This is a genomic window from Bacillus sp. (in: firmicutes) (assembly GCF_031983925.1).
Taxonomy (GTDB): Bacteria; Bacillota; Bacilli; order Bacillales; family Bacillaceae_G; genus Bacillus_A; species Bacillus_A pacificus.
Window position 1 is genome coordinate 274137 of the sequence record NZ_DALYZR010000003.1, and the last position, 23218, is coordinate 297354.

A 23218-nucleotide genomic window follows, 5' to 3' on the forward strand; every position below is an offset into this window, starting at 1 on the left:
TCTCAACAAAGAGAACTGGCTTCAGCAGTCATTGGTTATTTTAAAATTTTCACTTTAACAGTTTTGCGTCCCCATTTTTGAGCAGCGCTATCTGATCCAAGTAGGATGTCGATACGGTTACCTTTAATTGCACCGCCAGTATCTCCAGCGATAGCTTCTCCGTAACCTTCTACCCATACTTTAGATCCTAATGGGATTACTTTCGGGTCAACAGCGATCATTTTCATGTTTGGGTTCGCTGTTAAGTCATGACCCATTGCAGTTAATACACGGCCGCCATATGTGCCACCGTTTTCGCTCGGATGAGCTGTATATGCTGTAGCTACAACTGTTAACTCACGACCACCAGAAGGTGTGTTAGTTTCAGCAGCCTTTACAGCAGGCTTAGCAGCTTGTTTTGCTTGAGCTGCAGGTGCTTGAGCTGGTGCTTGCGCTTTAGCAGGAGCAGGTTGTTCTTGTTTCTCAATAACAGGTGCTGTACCTGTTAAGAAAGGAACGTGAACATAAGCTGTTTTTCCGTTATATTCGAATTGTAACCACTCATTTTGTACTTGGTTCGTTGTTTCGATCATATCATCTTTCTTAAGCGTCCCAAGAATTTCTGAGTTTGTGTTCGCTTCAGCACGTACGTTTAATACGTTAGCTGTTACGTAGTAGATGCTTTTAGTGAACTCTGCACTTACGAATGCGTCTTTACCATCTAAAGTGATTTTTGACCATCCGTTCTCTGTATTTTGAACATCTATTTTATTACCGTTTAGTAATTTACCGACAACTTTTGATTCCGTAGTAGGGTTTTCGCGTACATTTAGTACGTCTGTTGTTACAACAGTTTCTGCATTAGCAGATGATGTGAAAATCCCAAGACCAAAAACTGCTGCTGTTGCTATACCAATTAATTTTTTCATGATAGCCTCCATTGCGTTTGTTTTCGTGTCCTCATTATAGCAACAGATTTTTTCGGATTTGGGGAAAACACACAATTACAAACCATTCGTAATAAGTCGTTAACATCCTGTAATATAACAAAAAATATAGGAAAGCGTTTTTCATTCTATATGTTTAGTAGGTTTCTACTTATATTCAAAATATTTAATACAACATATTGTTTTCGGCGTAAATAAAAATATTACAGGAGTGTTACATGATGTTTACTAAACGATTACATTCCTTGAGTATTTTACCGTTTTATGGGTAATATAGTTATATAAACATAAACATTTCGTTTGTGAAACTATAAACACGTGCTATATACTAGCAAAAAAACCGCATAATTGTTACAAAAAGAAAGGGTTGCAAGGAAGGAAAATGCCCTTTTTTACATCTGTAACACATCCTTTTTTGGGAAAATACATTCCCATCCGCATTTTTCTCGCACAATTTGACAGCAGTATTTCGATCTTATAGCTCTTGCAGAGTGAAAAGGTTATACGGAAGGTAAGGCTGTCCATCAGAATTCTAGTTGGTGAAGGTGAAAGTAAGAAAATCACCGCAAAATTATAGTTTTCTATCCGATTTTACATATCGGAATTAATGTTATTTATAAAAGTAAAACCTACGAAGGGGGATTTGATGAGGAAACTGACAAAAACATTCATCGTTTCATTAACATTATGTATTGCATTTACAATTTGGGGGATTATTCCCGAATCTATTATTGGAAAAGGTAGCTTAGGAAATGTAACAACCGCAATTCAAACTGCATTAGTTAGTAAGTTTGGATGGTTTTATATTATTTCTGTTTCTATTATTTTAGGTGTGTCTATCTTTTTAATTGTTTCAAAATACGGTTCTATTCGTTTAGGGAAAGATGATGACGAACCTGATTATAGTTATATGACATGGTTTGCCATGTTATTTAGTGCTGGTATGGGTATCGGCTTAGTGTTCTGGGGCGTTGCCGAACCATTAAACCATTTATACGCGCCTCCGTTTGGAGAAGGTGCAACTGAGGAAAGTGCGCGTCTTGCACTGCGTTTTTCATTTTTCCATTGGGGATTACATCCGTGGGGACTATATGCATTTGTAGCGCTTTGTATTGCTTACTTTACTTTTAGAAAAGGAAAAGCAAGTACAATTAGTGCGACAGTAGGACCGTTATTTAAGGGCGGGGACCATGGGCGCATTGCTCATTTATTTGATGTGTTAGCTGTTTTCGCCACTGTGTTTGGCGTGGCAACATCATTAGGTCTTGGCGCAAAACAAATTGCCGGTGGTGTTAGTTATTTAACTTCTATCCCGAACTCATTAACGACTCAGTTAGTTATTATTGCAATCGTAACAGTATTATTTATGTTATCTGCGCAAACAGGTCTTGATAAAGGAATTAAATATTTAAGTAATACAAACATTATTTTTGCGTTTGCACTTATGATTATTGTATTGTTTGCAGGTCCAACAAACTTTATTATGAATTACTTCACTTCGACAATCGGTTCTTATATTCAGGAATTGCCAAGTATGAGTTTCCGATTAAGTCCATTAGATGAAGGCGGAAACCAATGGATTCAATCATGGACAATTTTCTATTGGGCATGGTGGATTGCATGGTCACCATTCGTAGGTACATTTATTGCCCGTGTTTCACGAGGGCGTACCATTCGTGAATTTGTTATCGGTGTGTTACTCGTACCGACAATAATTGGTGCTCTTTGGTTCTCAGTTTTCGGCGGGACTGGTATTCATATGGAACTGTTTGGTGATGCACATATCTTTGAAAAAATTAAAGAGATGGGAACAGAAGTAGGACTATTCGCTATGTTTGATCAGATGGGAAGCTTTGGATCAGCGTTATCTGTTCTAGCTATTCTTCTTATTTCTACATTCTTTATTACATCTGCAGATTCAGCGACATTTGTTTTAGGGATGTTAACGACACATGGTAGTTTAAATCCACCAAACCGCATTAAAATGATCTGGGGTATCGTTTTAGCTGCTCTAGCTTCTATCTTATTATATGTAGGTGGATTAGAAGCCTTACAAACGGCAGCTATCATTGCAGCATTCCCATTCGTCTTCGTTATTTTCTTTATGATGGCAGCATTATTTAAAGAGTTACAAAAAGAAGGTCGTATGAAGCGTCATAAATAATAGAAGGAAAAAGAGTTGATTATGTATCAGCTCTTTTTTTTATCCCGTTTTAATGGGCAGTAAGACCCCCACTGATTAAAGTTTCACTTTATATAGAAGGAACTTTAACTGCAAGTAAGGGAAATAAAATACTTTACTATATTAGTAGTATGCCTTTTATACCGATAAAAATCGATTCGTTTCGACAATGTTCGATATCTTGCAGATTCTATTCATATTTTTGACAAAAAATTGTCGGAAATGTGTTGTCACGTTTATATATATGTGCTATATTATTTCCTGTAAGCGATTTCAAATAGTTTTAAAGCGCATTCAAGGGGGACATCTAGAATAATGAAACGTTACGAAAGAAAGTGGAAGCATATTTGTTTGAAACGTGTGGCACATCGTAGTGTCCAAGAAAGCACGGAACCTAAGACTGAAACGCGCAAAGAGCAGCAAGAGAAGCAATTGGTTCTACAAAAATAGCAATCACTTTTTCGTATATAAATGAAGGTCGATCGTTCGTTGGGGGATGGACGTGAAATTACTTTCAGCTAAGGGGTATTGTCTGATATATAATTTATACGGCAAAAAATAAGCACAGAGCATACGGCGCTCTGTGCTTATTTTTATTTGTCTTTTTTGAATCGAACAGTTTTATCCCAGCCAATGACTTGTTTCTTACTTTTTGCACGTAAGTATAAAATTAAGCTACGAATGAATAAGTACGTAAAGAGCTGTGCGTACGTAAAGTACATGATAACACTAATAAAAATATTAGTTGGTGTAAAGGTTCGTTCCACACTCTGGGCACTAAATAATTGAGAAACATATGTAACATATGCGACATACCACATAAATAGTAGTGGGATGCTATATTGAATTTGGAATATCCCGAGTAACCCAATTACAAACCAAACGTTCGAAATGATTAAGAATAACCAAAATACAACATACACTAAAACTTGTTGTAAAGAATGGACGAGCAGTTTTCCTTTAAAGAAACTTAATGAAGAAAACATTTTTTCTAAAATGTACAAGTTCCCTTGAAGCCAACGTGTACGCTGCTTAATAAGAATTTTTAAATGCTCAGGTTCTTGTTCCCATGTAATTGACTCTGGAACGATTGGCAGGAGATAGCCTTTTTGTGTAATTCGTAATGTTAATTCAGCGTCTTCTGCAATTGCATAAGGGTCATAGCCGCCAAGCTCTTCTAATGCAGCGCGACGAAGAAGCATGTTTGTTCCTGTTAGTGAACCTGTTTGGAATAGTAACCAGCGTCCGGATTGCATAAGGAGCTGGAAGATTTGAAATTCTAACGAAATCATTCGTGTTAGCCAGTTTCTTTTTTCATTTACAGTACGAACATGCCCAACAGCTCCAACAGCATCCTCGGTTGTTTCAGCGTGTTCTACAAGCATTCGCAGTGCATGTGGTTCAGGCTGGTTATCTGCATCATAAACACAGAAGTATTCACCATCTGAAATACTAAGGCCATAGTTTAATACACGTGATTTTCCTTTTGGTTCACCAGGTGGAACGCGAATGTGACGAATATGAGCATAAGCTTTGTCAAAATCGTCACCAATTTCAGGTGTCTCATCTTGCGAGTTATCGTTTAATAAATAAACAGTTAGTTTGCCTGGATATTCAATCTTTGCCATCGCCTCTAAAGTATCCTTAATCACGACGCCTTCATTGTGAGCTGGTATTAAAATATCGACGCTTGGGTAATGTTCTAGCGTACGATCTTTTTGTTTCCTACTTCGGTGAACTAAACCTGCGAGTGTTAAGAAAGAATAGTAAACGAGTAAGCCAGAGAATAGAAAGGCTGTAAAAATAAGTACATACTTAATTGAAAATGTGATGCTGATCCAAAAAACGAGTACGCAAAATAGAAGGAATAAAAGAAGTATAACGAGTGTCATCATAATAACTTCGGTCCTTTTGTAGCGATTTGTTCTCGTTTCATCTTAATATCTTGAATGGCCTCATCTGCAAGCCATTTTTCCATTTTAGGCTGTAGACGGTTCATTACAATATCGGCACCAGCTTCATTTGTATTTTGTAATAAAATGACTAATGTGTTTTTATCATACTCAGCAACAAGGTCAAAGTCAGCTCTTACCGTTTCAACTAATAATGAAGCTACACGGTCCATAACACTTTCCTTTGTATATTTACTAAAGGAAGTGAAGTCAAAATAAATCATAACGCCTGTTTCATTACGACGATTCATTGCATTGATTAATAATGCTTGTCGTCTCTCGAATTCTTGTCTTGTTAATAATTTCGATTCTCCAATGTAGTGTTCTAACGTTCTCACACGTTCGGTTAATTCTTTATTTTCATGAATAACCTTCTTTAATAGATGGGTGGAGATATATACAATGAAGAAATTTGCTGCCATTAGGAAGTGAGTAATAATGTATTCCCATTGTTCTGATGTACTCCATAAGTAAAGCCATGCTTGGTAGAACAGGTAGAATACCGAAGTAATGGTTCCTAATATGAAGAAAACAAATGCAGTTTTATCAGGCAAAAATAGAAATAGTACATTAACAATTACATATATAATTGTAAAAATGAGAGCATGCTCATATTGCGTTACATGTACAGTTGTAAAATAAAATAAAATTTGTAAAATCCACATAGAGAGGACTTTATAGAAGTTATCTTTCACAAAACTTTCCTCCTTAAAGATAATTCATACAAGGATACTTGTAGTATGCACAATTATTAAGAAATAGATCGGATGACTACATTCTTTTTGAGAGGCAACAACAAGTAGTATCCCTCTTTTGTAAGAAAAAATAAACAGACTTGATAATTATTGTATCATAATGTTTTTATATTTCGGCATAAAGTATTTAATATATACTGAGAAAATAAAAAGTCCCCTCTTTAGAAAGAAGGGACTTTTTATTAATTTATAGGAACATCATACCTGCAACTGCTGCGTTTAAGAAGTTAGCTAGTGTACCAGCGATAACTGCTTTAATCCCTAATTGTGCAATTTGTTTACGGCGAGTAGGAGCTAATGTCCCTGTTACACCTAATTGAATTGCGATAGAAGAGAAGTTTGCGAATCCACAGATTGCGAATGTTAAAATTAGATTTGTTTTTGCAGAGAACTCTGCCATATGTGGTCCTAAGTTTGCGTATGCAACGAATTCGTTGATTGCAAGTTTTTGACCGATAAAGCTTGCTGCTTGTACAGCTTCACCAGGAGAAACACCGATTAAAATTGCAAATGGTGATAGTAAGTAACCAAAGATTAAATCAAGGCTAAGTTTAATATCGAACCAAGAGCCAACCCATCCTAATAGGCCATTTAATAAAGCGATTAATGCGATGAAAGCCATTAACATTGCTGCTACGTTAATAACAAGTTGCATACCTTCTGATGCACCACGTGCTGCTGCGTCAATAACGTTTGCATCTTCACGCTCTGTAGAAAGTTCAACGTTATTATCTACTTTTTCTGTTTCTGGCATAATAAGTTTCGCAATTAATAAACTTGATGGAGCTGCCATAATTGCTGCTGCTAATAAGTGTTCTAACGGAATACCCATTGCTGCATAGCCGACAAGAACTGATCCAGCAACAGCTGTCATACCGCTTACCATAATAGCGAAGAATTCACTATTTGTTAAACGTGCTAAGTAAGGTTTGATTAAGATTGGAGCTTCAGTTTGTCCTAAAAATACAGTTGTTACTGAGTTTAAACTTTCTGCTTTAGAAGTTCCAAGAAGTTTACTTAATGCGCCACCAACGATACTAACAAATCTTTGCATAATACCGAAATGATATAAGATTGCTACTAATGAACTAATAAATACGATTGGAAGTAGTGCTTGAATAACGAAGATAAATCCCCAAGGGCCTTTTGCGTTGACTAAATCCCCAGCAACGAACTTAATTCCCTCGTAAGAAAAATTAATTAATCCTTGAACGCCATCTGCAGCGTGTTTTAAACCTGCTTTTCCGGCATCCCATCGTAATACGATAAATGAAAATGACATTTGTAATGCTAGCGCGATTAAAATCGTGCGCCAATTAATAGCTTTGCGGTTGGAAGATAGTAAGAAAGCGATTGCTAATACTCCAATCACGCCGCCAATTCCCCATAAAAGATTCATGCAGTGTATGCTCCTTCCTCATAGTAAAAAAATGTATAAAACAGTTGTCTATACTTCTGCAAATATAACATCTTAAGTAACTTATCATAATGGACATCAGAGGTCAAACGTCTAACGAAAAGTTTAAATAAAAAGAAAATTCTTCAAAAAAACACATATAAAATGATTAGACATGAAATAGGTTATGTTTTTTATGTGAAAATATACATTATGATAACGTTATGGATTATTATTGTAGAATATAGTGTATGAAATAGGGAAATAGATACATTATTTTTTTAAGTAAATAGGTTATACACATTAAAAAGAGCCTTCTAGTAATCTAGAAGGCTCTAAAAATATAACTTAAGGTGCTTTCGTATAACCTAAGAAGTGCTTACTCCAATAAGAATTGCTTAATGAAGCGATTGCTACACCTTTATCTCCAGCTTGGATAAATGATCCGCCCCCAAGGTAAATACCCATATGAGAAGGACCTGATTTATAAGTGTTTTGGAAATAAATTAAGTCACCTGGTTGTGGATTTGAAGTTTGTGGTAGGCTACCCCAATATCCTGCAACACTTTGACGGCTAATGTTATGACCAAATTTCTTAAATACGTGGTAGATGTAACCACTGCAGTCAACACCAGTAGCAGAAGTTCCGCCCCAAACGTATGGTACACCTTGCATTGATTTTGCATATGCAAGTACGGAAGAACTGTCACCGCTATTATTGCTTGTATTGTTATTATTGTTGTTTTGATTGTTATTTTGGTTGTTGTTAGGCTTATTATCTACTGCGCCACCAACTGGTGTTTTAGAAAGGTAACGTGTGCCGATATAACCAGTTTGGCCGTTGTAGTTAATTTTGCTCCATCCAGAGTTTTCAGAGATTACTTGAACCTTCTGTCCTTGTGGAAGTGCGCCTATGATTCTATAATTTGTACCTTCACCACTACGTACATTTAAGGCAGAAGCATTAATGTAGTAGTCACCAATTGCACCTTGATTAGGTTGTTCAGGCTGTTTTGGTTGCTCAGGAGTAGTAGTGCCACCTTTAACAAATTTCACGAATTCGCTACTAACGTAGCCTGTTTTTCCTTGATAGTTAACTTTAAACCAGCTACCTTCAGAGCCAATTACGTTTAATGTCGTACCATTTAATACGCCACCAATTACGCTATGGTAAGTAGCAGGACCTGTACGTACGCGTAGAGATGTTGCGTTAACAACGTAAGTACCGCCAGTTTGAACAGTTACATTATTATTTTGTTCTTGTTTGTTATCTTGGTTGTTTCCTTGTGTAACGTTATCGTTAGAACCGCCTTTTGTTACGTAGTCTTTACTTACGTAAGCTGTTTGTCCTGCATAATTGATTTTGAACCAATCTTGAACTTCGCCAACAACTTGTACGACTTGTCCTTTTGTAACAGAGCCTACAGTTGTGTGAGAAGTGCTAGGACCTGTACGAACACGAAGGGAAGATACATTTACTGTATAGTTTCCACTTGCTGGTTTTACAGATTCTTGGTTGTTATTATTCGTATTGTTGTTTGAAGAACCTGCATTAGAAGAAACACCAGATACGAATTCGCCACTTACATAGCCAACTTGTCCATTATGGTTGATTTTCACCCAACCATTTTCTTGGCCAATTACGTTTAATGTTTGTCCTTCATATACACGTCCTGAAACAGAACTAGAAGTGTTAGGAGCAGTACGTACACGTAATACATCAGCAGTAACTTTGTTTTTTCCACCTGTTGTACTTACATTGGAATTACTTGCACCATTTTTTGATACAAATTCGCCACTAACAAAACCTGTTTTTCCATTATGGTTAATTTTGTACCAACCATTTTCTTCGCCAATCACGTTTAGTGATTGACCGTTATAAACGCGCGAGATGATGTCGTGAGAAGTACTTGATCCTGCACGAACATGTAATACGCTAGCGTTTACCGTATAAGATGAGCTGTTTGATGCAGAAGCTTGGACAGTTGTAGCAGCTTTTTGTGTATTTTGTTCAGGGGCAGCTTGAACACTATCAAGTGTAGGTGCTGCTCCTCCTGCTACAGACACTGCCGCAAGACCGGCAAGGTATTTTTTCATAATTTGTCGATTCCTTTCTGTCTGTAATGTAGTGAAGAAATATTTACCAACTGTTAAAAATTCTAAAGAGCATGTCGATTACTGTCAAGACTTATGCGGGAATCTGAATATGACAAAAAGATTACAAGAAAAAATCAAGGCATAAATCTATACCTTGATTTCCATTTAAATACATATATTGAATGTAGAAAGGATAGAAATTATTCGTGTTTAAGAAGATGACATATTGGATTGTAACAAACTCTGAGAAAATGATCGTTGCAGCATTTTAGTGATAGGGCCAACTTGACCATCTTGGATGGCGGTTCCATCAAGATGAGTCATCGGCAAAATTTCAATCGTCGTTCCTGTAAAAAAGCATTCATCCGCTTGATAAACATCACGAACGCTGAAAAGCTCTTCTTGTACTGGAATACGAAGGGTTTTCGCTAAAGAAAGAACATATTGACGAATAATGCCATTTAAAATAAGGTGATTAGCTGGATGTGTGTAAAGAGTTCCGTTTTTAATTAGAAAGAAGTTAGAGTGGCTTCCCTCAGTTACAGTACCATTTCGTACGAAAAGGGCCTCTTTACAACCTTTTCGTTCCGCTTTCGTAGTAGCTAATATATTCGGTAATAAATTTAATGATTTAATATCACAGCGTAGCCAGCGCGTATCCGGTTCTGATATGGCACGTACACCATATTCAATCCATAACGCTGGTCTTTCTTTCTTTGTAATATAGGCATAGATTGTTGGAGGGACGTCATATGAGAACGTATGGGTACGAGCTTGTACACCACGAGATACTTGTAAATAAATCGTTCCATCTTCGTGGAAATTATTATTTTCGATTAGTTTATAAAGTAGGGTAATCAGTTCCGCTTTTGAGAAAGGGAGTGTTAATTCTATTTCTTCCATGGAGCGATATAATCTTGTGATATGCGGATCTAATAAGTGAAAGTTCCCTTTATATAGACGAATAACCTCGTAGACACCATCCCCAAACTGCAAGCCTCTCTCTTCAAGGTCTATGTACGTTTTCTGTTTCGTTGTATCAATAACTGTATCATTCCAAAGTACAAATCTTTCATATGCCAATTTTCGTCCCATCCTTTCGTAAGTGCATAAGTAAAGTGAAGCTTTCATTCATTTGGAATAAAAATCACTACAGTAATTTTTATGTGAGTAATCCTTTACATATGACGTATATGTATTTGTAAATGGTAGAGAAGTGGTAGTGATTTACAGCATTTCGTATATACAAATTCGAAAATAAGAAATAAGAATCCTGCTTTTAAATAAAAAAAAGCAACATTCTTATGGAATGCTGCACAAGGAGGGTAGCTATCTTTCATAGGGACATCGTCTTATTGAATGTTTTGTGTATGGAAACAAAACATATTGAAAGACAATTATAAGAAAGTAGAAATAAACGATTCACATATTTCTTTAAGGGATCTTATTACAGATGAGAGATAAGAAATATATAGAACCTCGTTTACATATTTTATTATAGAGATACTTCATTAATTCTATGTGAATATTTGGTAAAGGTTATGTAATGTTAAAGTTAATGAATATAAGTAATTGTATGGAGGAATATAAAAAAAAGAGGCTGAGATTACTCAGCGCTCTTCTTTTCTTCTTTAATAGCTGTCTTTACTTCACCAGTTTTGATCTTGTTGCTTTCAGAGAAGCGAAGTAAGTCACCCTCAATGATTTTGTCAGACATGCTCAATTCATTTTGGGCACGATCAATAAGTGGTTGAGATTCTTCTTTTGGTAGTTGTACAACTTCGCCAGTAGCACGGTCGTAGAATGTACTGTTCGTGTACATGTACTTATCTGTAACGAAGCTACCATCACGAAGAACAACGAACCCTTTATTGTCAGGTGAGAATACGTCATGACCGAATCGAACGTCATTCGTAGAGTCTACACCAAGTAAGTTTAGAATAGTTGGTTTAATGTCAATTTCACCAGTTGGTTTTGAAATTGTTTTACCTTCTTTTTGACCTGGAACGTGAATAAACATCGGTGTTTTTTGTAAGTTCATATGGTCAAATGCAGTAATTTCTTCTTTTCCTAAGAACTGTGCCATTGCACGGTTATGGTTTTCAGAAATACCGTAGTGGTCACCGTAGAATACGATAACTGAGTTGTCGTAAATACCTTCTGCTTTTAGACGCTCAATAAAGTGTTTCATTGCTTCGTCTAAGTAGCGAGCTGTTACCATGTAACGGTCAAATACGCCATCACCAGAATTGTATTCATCAATTAATTTTGTATTGTCATCATAAGTGAATGGGTAATGGTTTGTTAAAGTAAGGAAGCGAGTATAGAACGGTTGCTTCACTTGTTTTAACATATCGATAGATTGATCAAAGTACTCGATATCTTTTAATCCCCAGTTTAATTTCGTTTCTGGCGTAATCTTATAGTCAAGCTCGTTGTAGTAACGATCATAACCAAGTGCCGGATACATAATGTTACGGTTCCAGAATGTTGCGTTGTTTGCGTGGAATACTGCAGTGTAGTATCCTTGCTGACGTAAAATTTCTGGAGTTGCTGTATATTCGTTGTTACCGTGTGTGAAGAATACAGCACCACGGTCTAGTGGATACATTGAAGTATCTACTAAGAATTCAGCATCAGATGTTTTTCCTTGCCCAGTTTGATGGAAGAAGTTATCAAAGTAATAACTTTCTTTCGTAAATTGGTTTAAGAATGGTGTAACTTCTTGTCCGTTAACTGTTGCACCGATTAAGAATGTTTGTAATGACTCAAGAGAGACAACGATTACGTTCTTCCCTTTTGCAGTACCAAACATATTTGGATCTGGTTTGCTTTGCGTTGTTTTTACGTAGTTCTCTGTTTCCTGTAACTTACTGCCGTCAGCAAATGCTTTTTGTGAACTTGATTTTGCTTGTAAGCCAAGATCATATACTTGGTGTACATATAAACCTAAGTTTTTAACAAGCATAACGCGGTCGAATGAACGTGTTAATAGTTCTGGACGCTCAGCTTCTGCCAATCCTAAGTTTGCGAAGAAAATAGCAATTGTTGACACGAAGTATAGGGAACGCATTGGGCGTGCTACACGTTCTGTCGGTGCAAAATTCTTCATCTTCTTCAATAAAATGAAGAATACGATAATATCAGCAAATGCAAGGATAATTTTGTAGTTAAACAATTCTTTTACACTAGAACCTAAACTTCCGAAGTTAGATGTTTGTCCTAGTACTGGTAAAGTAACGAAGTCATTGTAGAATCCGTAGAACATTACGTTACCAACAAGAACGATTGTTAAGACAAAATTAATTCCAAGTGCTATATAGTTACGTTTTTTCCCTTTTGCAAATAATGCAAGACCAACAAGCAGTAATGATGCTGCTAATGGGCTCAGGAATAAAATGAATTCTTGCATGAAAGATTCAAGTTTTAAATCAAAGCTTGTGCGTGTAATAAGATATGTCTTCAACCATAAGGCTAAAGCTACGAATGCAGTGAAACGCACATTTTGAAATTGTGATTTCAAGGTTTCTTTCATTCATTTCCACCCTTTCTCTATCAGGCTTGGTCGATTTTGGAGCGAAAAATGCTAAAATAAAAAATACATAGTTTTCTTGGCCATAATTAGAGGTTCTATATTCACCCATATACGACTATAACTATGCATACCCTTTTAGTTTCTTGTGTTACTCATAAGCATAACGTCATTTCTGTATTATACAACAAAATTCATTTCTGAGAAACACTATAACATTTTACATTTTTTGTATAGGATTTGTCACTACCAGAGAAAACTTTAACATTCGTTTATATGTCCGTCAACTAGAAAATATAACAAAGGTAGAGCAGAATGTTAAGTGAAAGTGAAAAATTTCTTGTTGAGAAATAAGAAATGACAATGAGTAAGTGGTTATCTAGAAACCTATTATATGAAGGGAAGTATGTAAAAATTAACGAACACTTGTTCTTTTTAGGTTTGTTTGTTACAATGAAAGTTCATTGATAGATTATGTGTAATTTTGATGAACTTTTACTGAAAACATATTGTAGCTTATTTCTTTTAAAAAATAGGGAGGCTTTTACATGGAGCAAAAATTTTCAGTTGAAGCATTTTGGAAGAAGGTAAAACATGTCGCAAAGCAGGCAGGACAGTCAGTCATTTATGCAAGTTTATTGTTGTTTTACGTTTTGCAGAAACCAGATGTTCCAAAACGAGTGAAAATTATTGTAATTGGAGCACTTGCTTATTTTATTGCACCGATTGATGCGATTCCAGATTTCGTTGCTGGAATTGGTTATACGGATGATTTAGGGGCGTTAATGGCTGCGCTATTACAAGCGTCGCTATACGTCGATGATGATGTAAAAGATAAGGCGCGAGTGAAGTTGGCAGAATGGTTTGGTTCGGATATAGACACATCCTTTATCGATCAGAAATTAGATCAATAGGTGAGAACTGTCACATGGTGACAGGGCGAACGTAAGCGAGGAAGTGCATTATGCCATCAGGAAGAACGCATACGAAAATAAACTTAATATCCCTTCCGGTTGTTTTGTTTATGCTCTTTTCGTATGGACTAACAAATTTTGATTTTTTATTAACTTTTGCAATTGGCTTTTTAGTAGGTACTACATTTTTAACACCGGATTTAGATACGTATAGTAATGCGTATAATAAATGGGGATTCCTGCGTATATTTTGGTATCCGTATAAGAAGGTGATGCCGCATCGTTCCTTTTTTACACACACAATTATACTTGGTGATGTGATTCGTATTGCATACATGTTAATTGTGTTTTCTCCGTTTTTATTCCTATTAAATGTAATCGCGCTCGACGGGAATTTAATAGAAATGGCGAAGGAACATGAGGTTGAAATTGTAACGTTCGTAATGGGAATTGTTGTGGCAAGCACGCTTCACATTATAGCGGATAAAGTGAATACGCGCCGTAAGAAAATGATGAGAAAAAAGAAGAAACGCAGAAGATAAAAAAACCGTCCCAAAAAGGTATTTTGGGACGGTTTTTCTTTTTAATCAAACGTTTGTTTAAAAAGGAAATTAGGCTTTCAGTACTTTAATACCTTTCACGATGTTCCAAATGAAGTAGTATAAGCTAATGATTCCGCAAATACATAAGACAATCATTGCACCAATTCCAAGTGTTACATCCGACTGATCAGATCCAAGCCCCATAACTCCTAAAATAATCATGCCAATGAATGTAGCGATACTTGGGATAATGTGTGTCCATAGAGCACGTTTTGCATGTGGTTTCGTTTCCGCATCTCCCACAATCCACACAATAATCGGGAATAAGATAGGGGCAAATAATACACTAAAGTATGATAAAGCTGCTAATATTTTGTTTCCGTTCATATATATCACCTCATAAATAATATCCGTTGTTATACCTTTATTATGCAGGAAAGGTAGCGAGCTTTCTATCGATGAACATGACAAGAACATGACGATTTTGTAAGATTTTTTCGTTAAATAATAAAGTGAAACTTTAATCAGTGGGGGCTTTTCATCCCCCACTGATTATTAGTTGAACCAATCGGACTTTTATGGGCAGTTGATCCCTCACCAAAACTCTTTGCTTTTGCTGAATTTTGAGGTGGGATCTTACTGCCCATTAAAGTCGGATAAAATTTTCAAAAAAATCTTTTTAAATAGAAATTGTTATGGTACAGTATAAATGAAAGTTGTTGAAAACGTTTTCTTAAACGTTTTTTATTTTTAGGTTGAAAGGTATGATGACCTGATAGTCTATTGATGAGGTTATTCTACTTAAAAGGGGATTCTTTAGGGGGGGAGAACGATGAACACATGGACACAAGTTTATGATCCGTTCGGAAACATTTGGATTTCGGCAGCGGTAGCACTTATTCCGATTATCTTTTTTTTCTTAGCTTTAGCAGTTTTCCGCATGAAGGGGTATGTGGCAGGATTTATTACAGTTGTACTTACAATTTTAGTGGCTTTATTCGCTTATAAGATGCCGTTCACAATGGCGATGGCAGCGACCGGATATGGTTTCTTATACGGGTTATGGCCAATTGCTTGGATTATCATTATGTCGGTATTTTTATATAAAATATCTGTGAAAACAGGTCAATTCGATGTAATTCGTGCATCTGTACTATCTATTACGAATGACCATCGTTTACTCGTTATTTTAATCGGTTTTTCATTCGGTGCATTTTTAGAAGGGGCAGCGGGATTTGGTGCACCAGTAGCGATTACGGCAGCGCTTCTTGCAGGCCTTGGGTTAAATCCTTTATATGCAGCAGGTCTTTGTTTAATTGCAAATACAGCACCAGTAGCGTTCGGAGCGATGGGTATTCCGATTACAGTTGCCGGACAAGTAACAGGTATTGATCCACATAAAATTGGACAAATGGCTGGACATCAATTACCGTTCTTATCATTATTTGTTCCATTCTTTATCGTATTTTTAATGGACGGGGTGAAAGGGATAAGACAAACGTGGCCTGCTTTACTTGTAGCAGGTAGCTCATTTGCAATTACGCAGTTCATAACAGCGACATTTTTAGGACCAGAACTTCCGGATATTACGTCGGCACTTGTAAGTTTAGTTAGTTTAGCGCTGTTCTTAAAAGTATGGCAACCGAAAGAAATTTATCAATCTGGGCAAGCGAATAGAGAAGTAGCTGCAACAAAAGCGGTATCGATGCCGAAATTAACGTTGGGAAAAGTAGTAAAGGCATGGTCTCCATTTATCGTATTAACGGTTATGGTAGTCATTTGGAGTCAAAGTTTCTTTAAAGCATTATTTGCTCCAGGAGGCGCGTTAGAAAGTCTTGTATTTAAGTTTGAAATTCCAGGCTTGCACAATTTAGTAATGAAAGCAGAGCCTATTGTAAATAAAGCGACGCCTTACGAGGCAATTTTGAAGTTTGATGTATTATCAGCAACAGGAACAGCAATTTTAATTGCTTGTCTCATTTCCATGCTGATTTTGAAAATGAGTGTAAAAGATGCAGTGGTAACATTTAAAGAAACTTTAAGTGAACTTAAAATGCCAATTTTATCTATTGGATTCGTATTAGGATTTGCATTTATCGCAAACTATTCTGGGCTATCTTCTACACTAGCATTGGCACTAGCAGGAACTGGCGGACTATTCCCGTTCTTCTCACCATTCTTAGGGTGGATTGGCGTATTCTTAACAGGGTCTGATACGTCAGCGAATGCATTATTCTCAAATTTACAAGCAATTACAGCGCAGCAAGTCGGTGTATCTGAAGTACTCCTCGTTGCAGCGAATACAACGGGCGGTGTAACCGGAAAAATGATTTCTCCGCAATCGATTGCGATTGCTTGTGCAGCAGTTGGACTTGCGGGGAAAGAATCAGATTTATTCCGCTTTACAGTGAAGCATAGTTTGTTCTTCGTAATTATTGTGGGAATTATGACTTATGTTCAGGCGTATTATTTAACTTGGATGATTCCGTAAAGAGCGACAGAAATAAACTTTGCATTTTTCAGATTATCGTGTATGATGAGAAAGTATTGAAAATTAAATCAGTGATAAACTAGGGGTGCCTAACGTATGCGTAGGCTGAGAGAGAAGCGCGTGAACTTCTTAACCCTTTGGACCTGATCTGGCTCGTACCAGCGTAGGGAAGTTAACGGCTTTACATAATGATGTCTTTTATGAGCCAGGTCCTTATTTTTTTATGGACCTGGCTCTTTTTATTTTGGCATACGCTGGCCATATCTCGTCCTTGTCACGTACAGGGGGGCAACAAAGGTTATGAAACAGTCTGTTTCAGCTGAGCAAATTGAATTGAAATCGAGTTTACCAGGAAGTAAGAAAGTGTATGTGGATGGGCCACGCGAAGGTATGAAGGTGCCGATGCGTGAGATTGAACAAAGCGATACAAACGGCGTTCCGAATCCGCCAATTCGTGTGTATGATACGAGCGGTCCTTATACGGATCCAGAGTATAAAGTGGAGTTAGAAAAGGGGTTGCAGGCGCCGCGCCACTCTTGGATTCTAGAGCGCGGGGATGTAGAAGCATACGAAGGGCGCGAAGTGAAACCAGAGGATGACGGTGTGAAGGTGGCTTCAAAACATACACCTGTTTTCCCGCAGATGGATCGCAAACCGCTTAGAGCGAAGCAAGGTGCAAATGTTACGCAAATGCATTATGCACGTAATGGGATCATTACGTCTGAGATGGAATATGTTGCGATTCGTGAAGGAGTAGAGCCGGAGTTTGTTCGTAAGGAAATTGCGGAAGGTCGCGCTATTTTACCAGCGAATATTAACCATCCTGAAGCAGAGCCGATGATTATCGGACGTAATTTCCACGTGAAGGTTAATGCAAATATCGGAAACTCTGCTGTATCTTCTTCTATTGCAGAAGAAGTAGAGAAGATGACGTGGGCTACTCGCTGGGGTGCAGATACAATTATGGATTTATCTACAGGTAAAAACATTCATACGACGCGTGAGTGGATTATTCGTAACGCGCCTGTACCAGTTGGAACTGTACCAATCTATCAAGCTCTTGAAAAGGTAAACGGAATTGCAGAAGATTTAACGTGGGAAGTGTATCGTGATACGTTAATTGAGCAAGCGGAGCAAGGCGTAGATTACTTTACGATTCACGCTGGTGTATTACTTCGTTACATTCCCATTACTGCAAAGCGTACGACAGGTATCGTTTCGCGTGGTGGTTCAATTATGGCGCAGTGGTGTTTATTCCATCATAAAGAAAACTTCCTATACACTCATTTTGAAGAGATTTGTGAAATTATGAAGCAGTATGATGTTTCGTTCTCTCTTGGAGATGGATTACGTCCAGGTTCGATTGCAGATGCAAATGACGAAGCGCAGTTCTCTGAGCTTGAAACACTTGGTGAATTAACGAAGATTGCTTGGAAACATGATGTGCAAGTTATGATTGAAGGGCCTGGGCATGTACCGATGCATTTAATTAAAGAAAATATGGAGAAAGAGCTTGATATTTGTCAGGGGGCGCCATTCTATACACTTGGGCCGTTAACGACAGATATTGCACCAGGTTATGACCATATTACATCCGCAATTGGAGCTGCGATGATTGGCTGGTTTGGAACAGCGATGCTTTGTTATGTAACGCCGAAAGAACATTTAGGTTTACCGAATAAAGATGATGTACGCGAAGGTGTTATTACGTACAAAATCGCTGCGCATGCAGCTGATCTGGCGAAAGGGCACAAAACGGCTCATCAGCGTGATGATGCACTTTCAAAAGCTCGTTTTGAATTCCGTTGGCGCGATCAATTTAATTTATCTTTAGATCCTGAACGTGCAATGGAGTATCACGATGAAACATTGCCAGCAGAAGGTGCGAAAACGGCTCATTTCTGTTCCATGTGTGGACCGAAGTTTTGTAGTATGAGAATTTCACATGATATTCGTGAATATGCAAAAGAAAATGATTTAGAAACGACAGAAGCAATTGAAAAAGGAATGAAAGAGAAAGCGAAAGAATTTAAAGAAACGGGTAGTCATTTATACCAATAACACGTTACACCTCTTTACTTGATTGATCACACTGTAGTACCTAACTTAAATATAGAAGAAGCCCGCTTTGCTAAGACGGTAGCAAAGCGGGCTTCTGTTGTTTATCCTGCTATTTGCGGGCAGTGAGACCCCTCACTGATTAAAGTTTCACTTTATAAGGCGAAGAAGAGATGTACCCAATAGAATAAGAGGAATAATGTGACGACTGTTGTGAGCGGGATAACAATAAGGGATACACTTAAATAGTCTTTCCATTTTACTTTAATTTTGTTTTGTTTCAGGATATACATCCAAATGAGGGAAGCTAGCGTACCGATTGGTAATAGTAGTGAACCGATGTCACTACCAATAATGTTTGCGAGGTAAATCGTTTTTAAAGTGATTGGGTCTAGTCCCATTTCTGTTAATGTGATTGTACCAATCATAAGTGCAGGGTGATTATTGAAGACGTTGGAGAGGAGGGAAACGAGTCCGCCCATTGTAAAGCTAGCATAAAGTAGATGCTGATTTACAACTGGTTCAAGCCATTGGACAAGTGCTGCTGTTAATCCTGCGTTGTGAAGTCCGTAAATAATGACATACATAGAGAAAGCAAAAATTAAAATGTGCCAAGGTGTCTTTTTCAAAATATCGACAGGGTTCGTTCGTAAGTAGTACCATCTCCAGATGAGAAGAACGAGTGAACCGAGTACGGCAACAATCTCGATTGGGATGGATAAGAAGGATGCAACGAATAGAAGACAGCGCATAAGGAAGACGAAGCCTAATACTTTTAGCATGAACCTTGTCCGTTTTTGCTTCGTATCAACTGAATTTTTTCCTTTTAACGGATGAAAGTTTTTCGTGAAGAATATTTCTTCAATATCATATGAAGAAACAGGCAATTTTTTCGGAAGTTTTTTCTTCAAAACTGTATACATAAGCCATGACATAAACAATAGTCCTAATGTTGCAGGTACAAACATCATAGCAGTATGCATATAAAGAGTCATATTCACGATATTTAATGCGATTAAGTTTACGATATTACTTACACCAATTGGTGCACTAGATGCAGTAGCGATTAAAGCACCGCTTAATAAATAAGGGATTTGTTGATGCGGTTTTAATTGAAGATTTTTTAGGAGAAGAATTAAAATTGGCGTTGTAATTAAAATACTACCGTCGTTATTAAATAAAAGAGTCATAAGAAAACATAATAATTGAATATACCAGTATAAGCGGCGTCCGGAGCCTTTTGCTAAGTTTGCAAGTTTCGCTGCGGACCAGTGGAAGAAGCCGAAGCTTTCTAATATAACCGCCATAACGATGGTCGCTAATATTGTTATGGAGGCACCGCCAATTTTACTAATAATGTCCATGACGTCTGGTTTTGATACAAGTCCAGTAATCAGGATAATGCCAGCGCCAATTGCTGCCGGCCACGCCTCATTTAAACCACGAGGTCGCCAAAAGATAACAATCATCGTTAAGAAGAATACAATAATAGTAATCCATATTTCAATGCTCATATTTTACCTACCTTTCTACTTTTCCTCAAAGCAATGTAGCTTGTCTTAAGGTTTGTATTGGTAGTATATTCAGCAAAAAATAAGAAGAACTAGACGTATAACGGAGTGCAATGAATATGTGTTTTTCAAGTTATGGGACAAGTATCTCTCTTAGTGAAATAACTATTGTGAGAGGAGTCTAGAAATTAATGGGGCAGTAAGATAGTAAATGAAATTTATATAGGTGATTATGGAGATATATCAGCGATTATTGAAATATATCAGCGCAACTCAAAATATATCGGCGATTATTGAAATATATCGGCGCAACTCAAAATATATCAGCGATTTTTAAATTATATCGACTTATCGACAAAACATGACAAAAGGAGCCCATCCCAAAATACCTTTTGGAACAGGCCCTACAATATTATTTCTCCTTCAAAAAAGTTCGATCCTTCAAGAATAAATTCCAGAAGAAAATAAATCCTGGTAATAAAATTGCAATCCCAATTGCATATAGAATAAGCAATGCATAGAATGTTTCGACCGTTGTAAAGCTTGTAAATACAGTTACATCAGGATAAATAATATACGGTAAATGCGCAACGCCGTAAGCATAACTTGCAAATGCATATTGAGCGACGACTGCTAAAACGGCAATGCGAGGGTATCCTAGTGTGCCATACTTCTTGTTTGTCCACCAAAGAGAAGAGTACCCGATAACGAATAAAACGATAGAAACTGTAAACCACGGGAATTGCTTTATGAGCCCTTGCATAAGCCAGTGTGTTTCCGGATCCATTACAACGAGGGCGATAATCGCCGTAACGAGTGTTGCAGGACCAAGGATGATGGCGTTTCTTCTATAAATTCTATACGAATCTTCTGAACCTTGTTCTCTCGCAAAATCAGCAAGAAAGAGGGAGGAAAGAAATAATTCCGAAGTTAGCCCAAAGAGCATATAACAGTAGATCACCGGGCTAGAAAGAAGTTTTCCATACAGGAGTACTTCTTTTCCCTCAGACATTGTAATATAAGCCCCCTCTGTAACAGGTAAAACGGTAATTAATAAGGCTGGAATTAAGAGCCCAGTAATACCTGAAATAACCCGAAGGAGGTACTGATATTTTGGCACAGAGTAAGCAAATACCATGAATGTACTGCGAATTGCAATGAGTATTAAAATTAACATAACTGGTACGAACATGACTGTCGCAAGGGTGAAAGCGGCTTTCGGAAAGAAACCGAGAAAAGCGACAACGACAAAGACGAGAAATGTATTTGTTACTTCCCAAGTCGGTGATAAGTATCGGTTGGCAAGCTTGGCAGCGAGCGTTGGATGTTTTGCGTATACCATGCCCCAAAAACCTGCTCCAAAATCGATGGACCCTAATATACTGTATACGAAAATAAGAGCCCATAAGATGATGATTGCAATACTTTCCTCATGCACGAGAATCGCCTCCTTCGTGATGTAAATCATTTGTAAGCGGATGTTTCTTAAAGAATGTCCGTAATACGAAAACTGTTAAAATACCGAGTCCAATATATAAAATGATGAATAGAATAAATAAAGGACCGACAAAATCAGCGCGTGTAGAAGCGTCGACTGTACGTTGCATACCGTAAATGGTCCATGGCTGACGACCGCTACAGCTGAAAATCCACCCAAATTCAATGCCGAGCATCATAACTGGTCCACATGCGGCAGCTCCCCAAAGAAGCCACTTCGGTAGCTCTGTTCCTTTTTTTCGGTAAACAAAGTACCAATATAAGAGGGCAATTGCTGCAACTGCAAAGGTAAAGGCAGCAGTGCCGACCATTAAATTGAACAGTGTATGCGTGTAAAATGGTGGCCATGTTTCTTGTGGAAATTCCTTTAGTCCTTTTACGACAGTGCTAGGGTCTAGTCCTACTAGTAGGCTAAGCATGTTCGGAATTTCTAGTGCGTAGTTTAGTTCAAGTGTGTTAGGATCTACAACGCCGCCAATTGATAACGGTGCATGTGATGTCGTTTCAAATAAAGCTTCAGCAGATGCCAGTTTTTCAGGGGAATGCTTATGTAAAGCAATTGCCGATTCGTGTCCCGAAAGCCACATCGTAGCGCCTGTAATAAATGTCACGACGAGTCCTAACAGTAGTCCTTTTTTATGATATGCCACTTCACGTTCACTTACATTCTTCTTTAATAATTTAAATCCGGCGATAGAGGCAATGACGGCAGCTCCAGTTGCGTAGGCTGTAATCACAACGTGGAATGCGCTCGTGCCAAAACTCGGATTAAAGAAAGCTTTCCACGGATCAACGTTAAAAACGGATCCATCTGGCCCCATTGAAAAGCCCGCGGGTGTATTCATCCATGTATTTGCCGATGTAATAAGCACGGCAGATGCCGTGGCACCAATCATGACGAAGAATAGCGAGATTAATCTCATGAATGGAGGTAGTTTGTCAGCTGCATATACATAAATGGACATGAACAAAGCCTCTAAAAAGAAGGCGAAAATCTCAATTTGAAAGGGCACAGAAATAACCTGCCCAACAATTTTGGCAAAACCAGGCCAAAGCAGTGAGATTTGCACACCAACGATTGTTCCCGTTGGAATTGCTACACCAAGAAGGATGGCAAAGGCCTTTGTCCATCTTTTCGCCATAATGGCGTAGTCGGAATCTTTCTTCCAGTGGTAGAGTATTTCACTTATAAAAATCATTAATGAAAGTCCGACACCAAGTGTTGCGAAGATAATGTGGAATGCTAGTGAAGAACCGAAAAATGCTCTTGCTAATGTTACCGTATCCATATGTAAACTCCTCTTCTTTTTTGCCATTATTTTCTGATTGAATTGGAAGATTTATTCAAAAAAACTTCCAAAAATA

At 37.6% G+C, this 23218-nt stretch carries 16 protein-coding genes and 1 riboswitch; of the genes, 5 read left to right on the forward strand and 11 right to left on the reverse strand.

Going from position 1 to position 23218, the window contains the following annotated elements:
- Nucleotides 1-35: 35 nt before the first annotated feature.
- Entirely contained in the window at nucleotides 36-908 is an 873-nt protein-coding gene (locus tag RTP99_RS12975) for a cell wall-binding protein EntA (RefSeq protein ID WP_000733321.1), read from the reverse strand.
- Nucleotides 909-1572: 664 nt separating this feature from the next.
- Between RTP99_RS12975 and opuD the strand changes: the two genes are divergently transcribed.
- On the forward strand, nucleotides 1573-3090 hold the full coding sequence (gene opuD, locus RTP99_RS12980) for a glycine betaine transporter OpuD (protein WP_001229108.1): 1518 nt from the start codon (nucleotides 1573-1575) through the stop codon (nucleotides 3088-3090).
- A 611-nt stretch (nucleotides 3091-3701) separates the two neighbouring features.
- Here the strand turns inward: opuD and RTP99_RS12985 are convergent.
- The 6 genes from RTP99_RS12985 to RTP99_RS13010 all read right to left on the reverse strand — a co-directional run bounded on the left by RTP99_RS12985 (nucleotide 3702) and on the right by RTP99_RS13010 (nucleotide 12843).
- Entirely contained in the window at nucleotides 3702-5003 is a 1302-nt protein-coding gene (locus RTP99_RS12985) for a glycosyltransferase family 2 protein (RefSeq protein ID WP_000988770.1), read from the reverse strand.
- On the reverse strand, nucleotides 5000-5755 hold the full coding sequence (locus tag RTP99_RS12990) for a diguanylate cyclase domain-containing protein (RefSeq protein ID WP_000654295.1): 756 nt from the start codon (nucleotides 5753-5755) through the stop codon (nucleotides 5000-5002). Before RTP99_RS12990 ends, RTP99_RS12985 begins: the two co-directional genes overlap by 4 nt.
- A 247-nt stretch (nucleotides 5756-6002) precedes the next feature.
- Nucleotides 6003-7214 (reverse strand): NupC/NupG family nucleoside CNT transporter, encoded by a 1212-nt coding sequence (locus tag RTP99_RS12995; protein ID WP_001051013.1) that lies wholly within the window; start codon nucleotides 7212-7214, stop codon nucleotides 6003-6005.
- Nucleotides 7215-7559: 345 nt separating this feature from the next.
- Entirely contained in the window at nucleotides 7560-9308 is a 1749-nt protein-coding gene (locus RTP99_RS13000) for a C40 family peptidase (protein WP_000760299.1), read from the reverse strand.
- A 210-nt stretch (nucleotides 9309-9518) separates the two neighbouring features.
- The gene (locus tag RTP99_RS13005) at nucleotides 9519-10403 is read right to left on the reverse strand and encodes a D-amino-acid transaminase (protein WP_046648867.1); all 885 of its coding nucleotides are present in this window, start codon (nucleotides 10401-10403) and stop codon (nucleotides 9519-9521) included.
- A gap of 511 nt (nucleotides 10404-10914) precedes the next feature.
- Entirely contained in the window at nucleotides 10915-12843 is a 1929-nt protein-coding gene (locus tag RTP99_RS13010) for an LTA synthase family protein (protein WP_000665331.1), read from the reverse strand.
- A gap of 545 nt (nucleotides 12844-13388) precedes the next feature.
- On the opposite strand from RTP99_RS13010, the gene RTP99_RS13015 reads away from it, so the two are divergent.
- Together RTP99_RS13015 and RTP99_RS13020 are read left to right on the forward strand one after the other, a co-directional pair.
- Entirely contained in the window at nucleotides 13389-13754 is a 366-nt protein-coding gene (locus RTP99_RS13015; protein ID WP_000435502.1) for a YkvA family protein, read from the forward strand.
- Between the two features lie 50 nt (nucleotides 13755-13804).
- Nucleotides 13805-14296, forward strand: a complete 492-nt coding sequence (locus RTP99_RS13020; RefSeq protein WP_001139083.1) for a metal-binding protein — start codon at nucleotides 13805-13807, stop codon at nucleotides 14294-14296.
- A 69-nt stretch (nucleotides 14297-14365) separates the two neighbouring features.
- Here the strand turns inward: RTP99_RS13020 and RTP99_RS13025 are convergent, their stop codons facing one another.
- On the reverse strand, nucleotides 14366-14683 hold the full coding sequence (locus tag RTP99_RS13025) for a magnetosome magnetite crystal formation protein family (protein ID WP_001014093.1): 318 nt from the start codon (nucleotides 14681-14683) through the stop codon (nucleotides 14366-14368).
- 445 nt (nucleotides 14684-15128) lie between these two features.
- Here RTP99_RS13025 and lldP point away from each other — a divergent pair, with 445 nt between their 5' ends.
- Entirely contained in the window at nucleotides 15129-16787 is a 1659-nt protein-coding gene (lldP, locus tag RTP99_RS13030) for an L-lactate permease (RefSeq protein ID WP_001099326.1), read from the forward strand.
- Between the two features lie 71 nt (nucleotides 16788-16858).
- Nucleotides 16859-16974: riboswitch (TPP riboswitch) on the forward strand.
- Between the two features lie 113 nt (nucleotides 16975-17087).
- The gene (gene thiC, locus RTP99_RS13035) at nucleotides 17088-18848 is read left to right on the forward strand and encodes a phosphomethylpyrimidine synthase ThiC (RefSeq protein WP_000814474.1); all 1761 of its coding nucleotides are present in this window, start codon (nucleotides 17088-17090) and stop codon (nucleotides 18846-18848) included.
- Between the two features lie 152 nt (nucleotides 18849-19000).
- Here thiC and RTP99_RS13040 read toward each other — a convergent pair whose 3' ends face one another.
- From RTP99_RS13040 to cydA, 3 genes are all read right to left on the reverse strand, one after another.
- Nucleotides 19001-20359, reverse strand: coding sequence for an arsenic transporter (locus tag RTP99_RS13040; protein WP_000021133.1), 1359 nt, complete (start codon nucleotides 20357-20359; stop codon nucleotides 19001-19003).
- Between the two features lie 409 nt (nucleotides 20360-20768).
- Nucleotides 20769-21794 carry a cytochrome d ubiquinol oxidase subunit II gene (locus RTP99_RS13045; RefSeq protein WP_000544167.1) on the reverse strand — a complete coding sequence of 342 codons (1026 nt, stop codon included), beginning with the start codon at nucleotides 21792-21794 and terminating at the stop codon, nucleotides 20769-20771.
- Nucleotides 21787-23142 carry a cytochrome ubiquinol oxidase subunit I gene (cydA, locus tag RTP99_RS13050; RefSeq protein WP_000381964.1) on the reverse strand — a complete coding sequence of 452 codons (1356 nt, stop codon included), beginning with the start codon at nucleotides 23140-23142 and terminating at the stop codon, nucleotides 21787-21789. Before cydA ends, RTP99_RS13045 begins: the two co-directional genes overlap by 8 nt.
- Between the last annotated feature and the right edge of the window lie 76 nt (nucleotides 23143-23218).

Coding starts and splice junctions, on each gene's coding strand:
- RTP99_RS12975 (WP_000733321.1), bottom strand. CDS start 908: ATGAAAAAATTAATTGGTATAGCAACAGCAGCAGTTTTTGGTCTTGGG.
- opuD (WP_001229108.1), top strand. CDS start 1,573: ATGAGGAAACTGACAAAAACATTCATCGTTTCATTAACATTATGTATT.
- RTP99_RS12985 (WP_000988770.1), bottom strand. CDS start 5,003: ATGATGACACTCGTTATACTTCTTTTATTCCTTCTATTTTGCGTACTC.
- RTP99_RS12995 (WP_001051013.1), bottom strand. CDS start 7,214: ATGAATCTTTTATGGGGAATTGGCGGCGTGATTGGAGTATTAGCAATC.
- RTP99_RS13000 (WP_000760299.1), bottom strand. CDS start 9,308: ATGAAAAAATACCTTGCCGGTCTTGCGGCAGTGTCTGTAGCAGGAGGA.
- RTP99_RS13005 (WP_046648867.1), bottom strand. CDS start 10,403: ATGGGACGAAAATTGGCATATGAAAGATTTGTACTTTGGAATGATACA.
- RTP99_RS13010 (WP_000665331.1), bottom strand. CDS start 12,843: ATGAAAGAAACCTTGAAATCACAATTTCAAAATGTGCGTTTCACTGCA.
- RTP99_RS13015 (WP_000435502.1), top strand. CDS start 13,389: ATGGAGCAAAAATTTTCAGTTGAAGCATTTTGGAAGAAGGTAAAACAT.
- RTP99_RS13020 (WP_001139083.1), top strand. CDS start 13,805: ATGCCATCAGGAAGAACGCATACGAAAATAAACTTAATATCCCTTCCG.
- RTP99_RS13025 (WP_001014093.1), bottom strand. CDS start 14,683: ATGAACGGAAACAAAATATTAGCAGCTTTATCATACTTTAGTGTATTA.
- lldP (WP_001099326.1), top strand. CDS start 15,129: ATGAACACATGGACACAAGTTTATGATCCGTTCGGAAACATTTGGATT.
- thiC (WP_000814474.1), top strand. CDS start 17,088: ATGAAACAGTCTGTTTCAGCTGAGCAAATTGAATTGAAATCGAGTTTA.
- RTP99_RS13040 (WP_000021133.1), bottom strand. CDS start 20,359: ATGAGCATTGAAATATGGATTACTATTATTGTATTCTTCTTAACGATG.
- cydA (WP_000381964.1), bottom strand. CDS start 23,142: ATGGATACGGTAACATTAGCAAGAGCATTTTTCGGTTCTTCACTAGCA.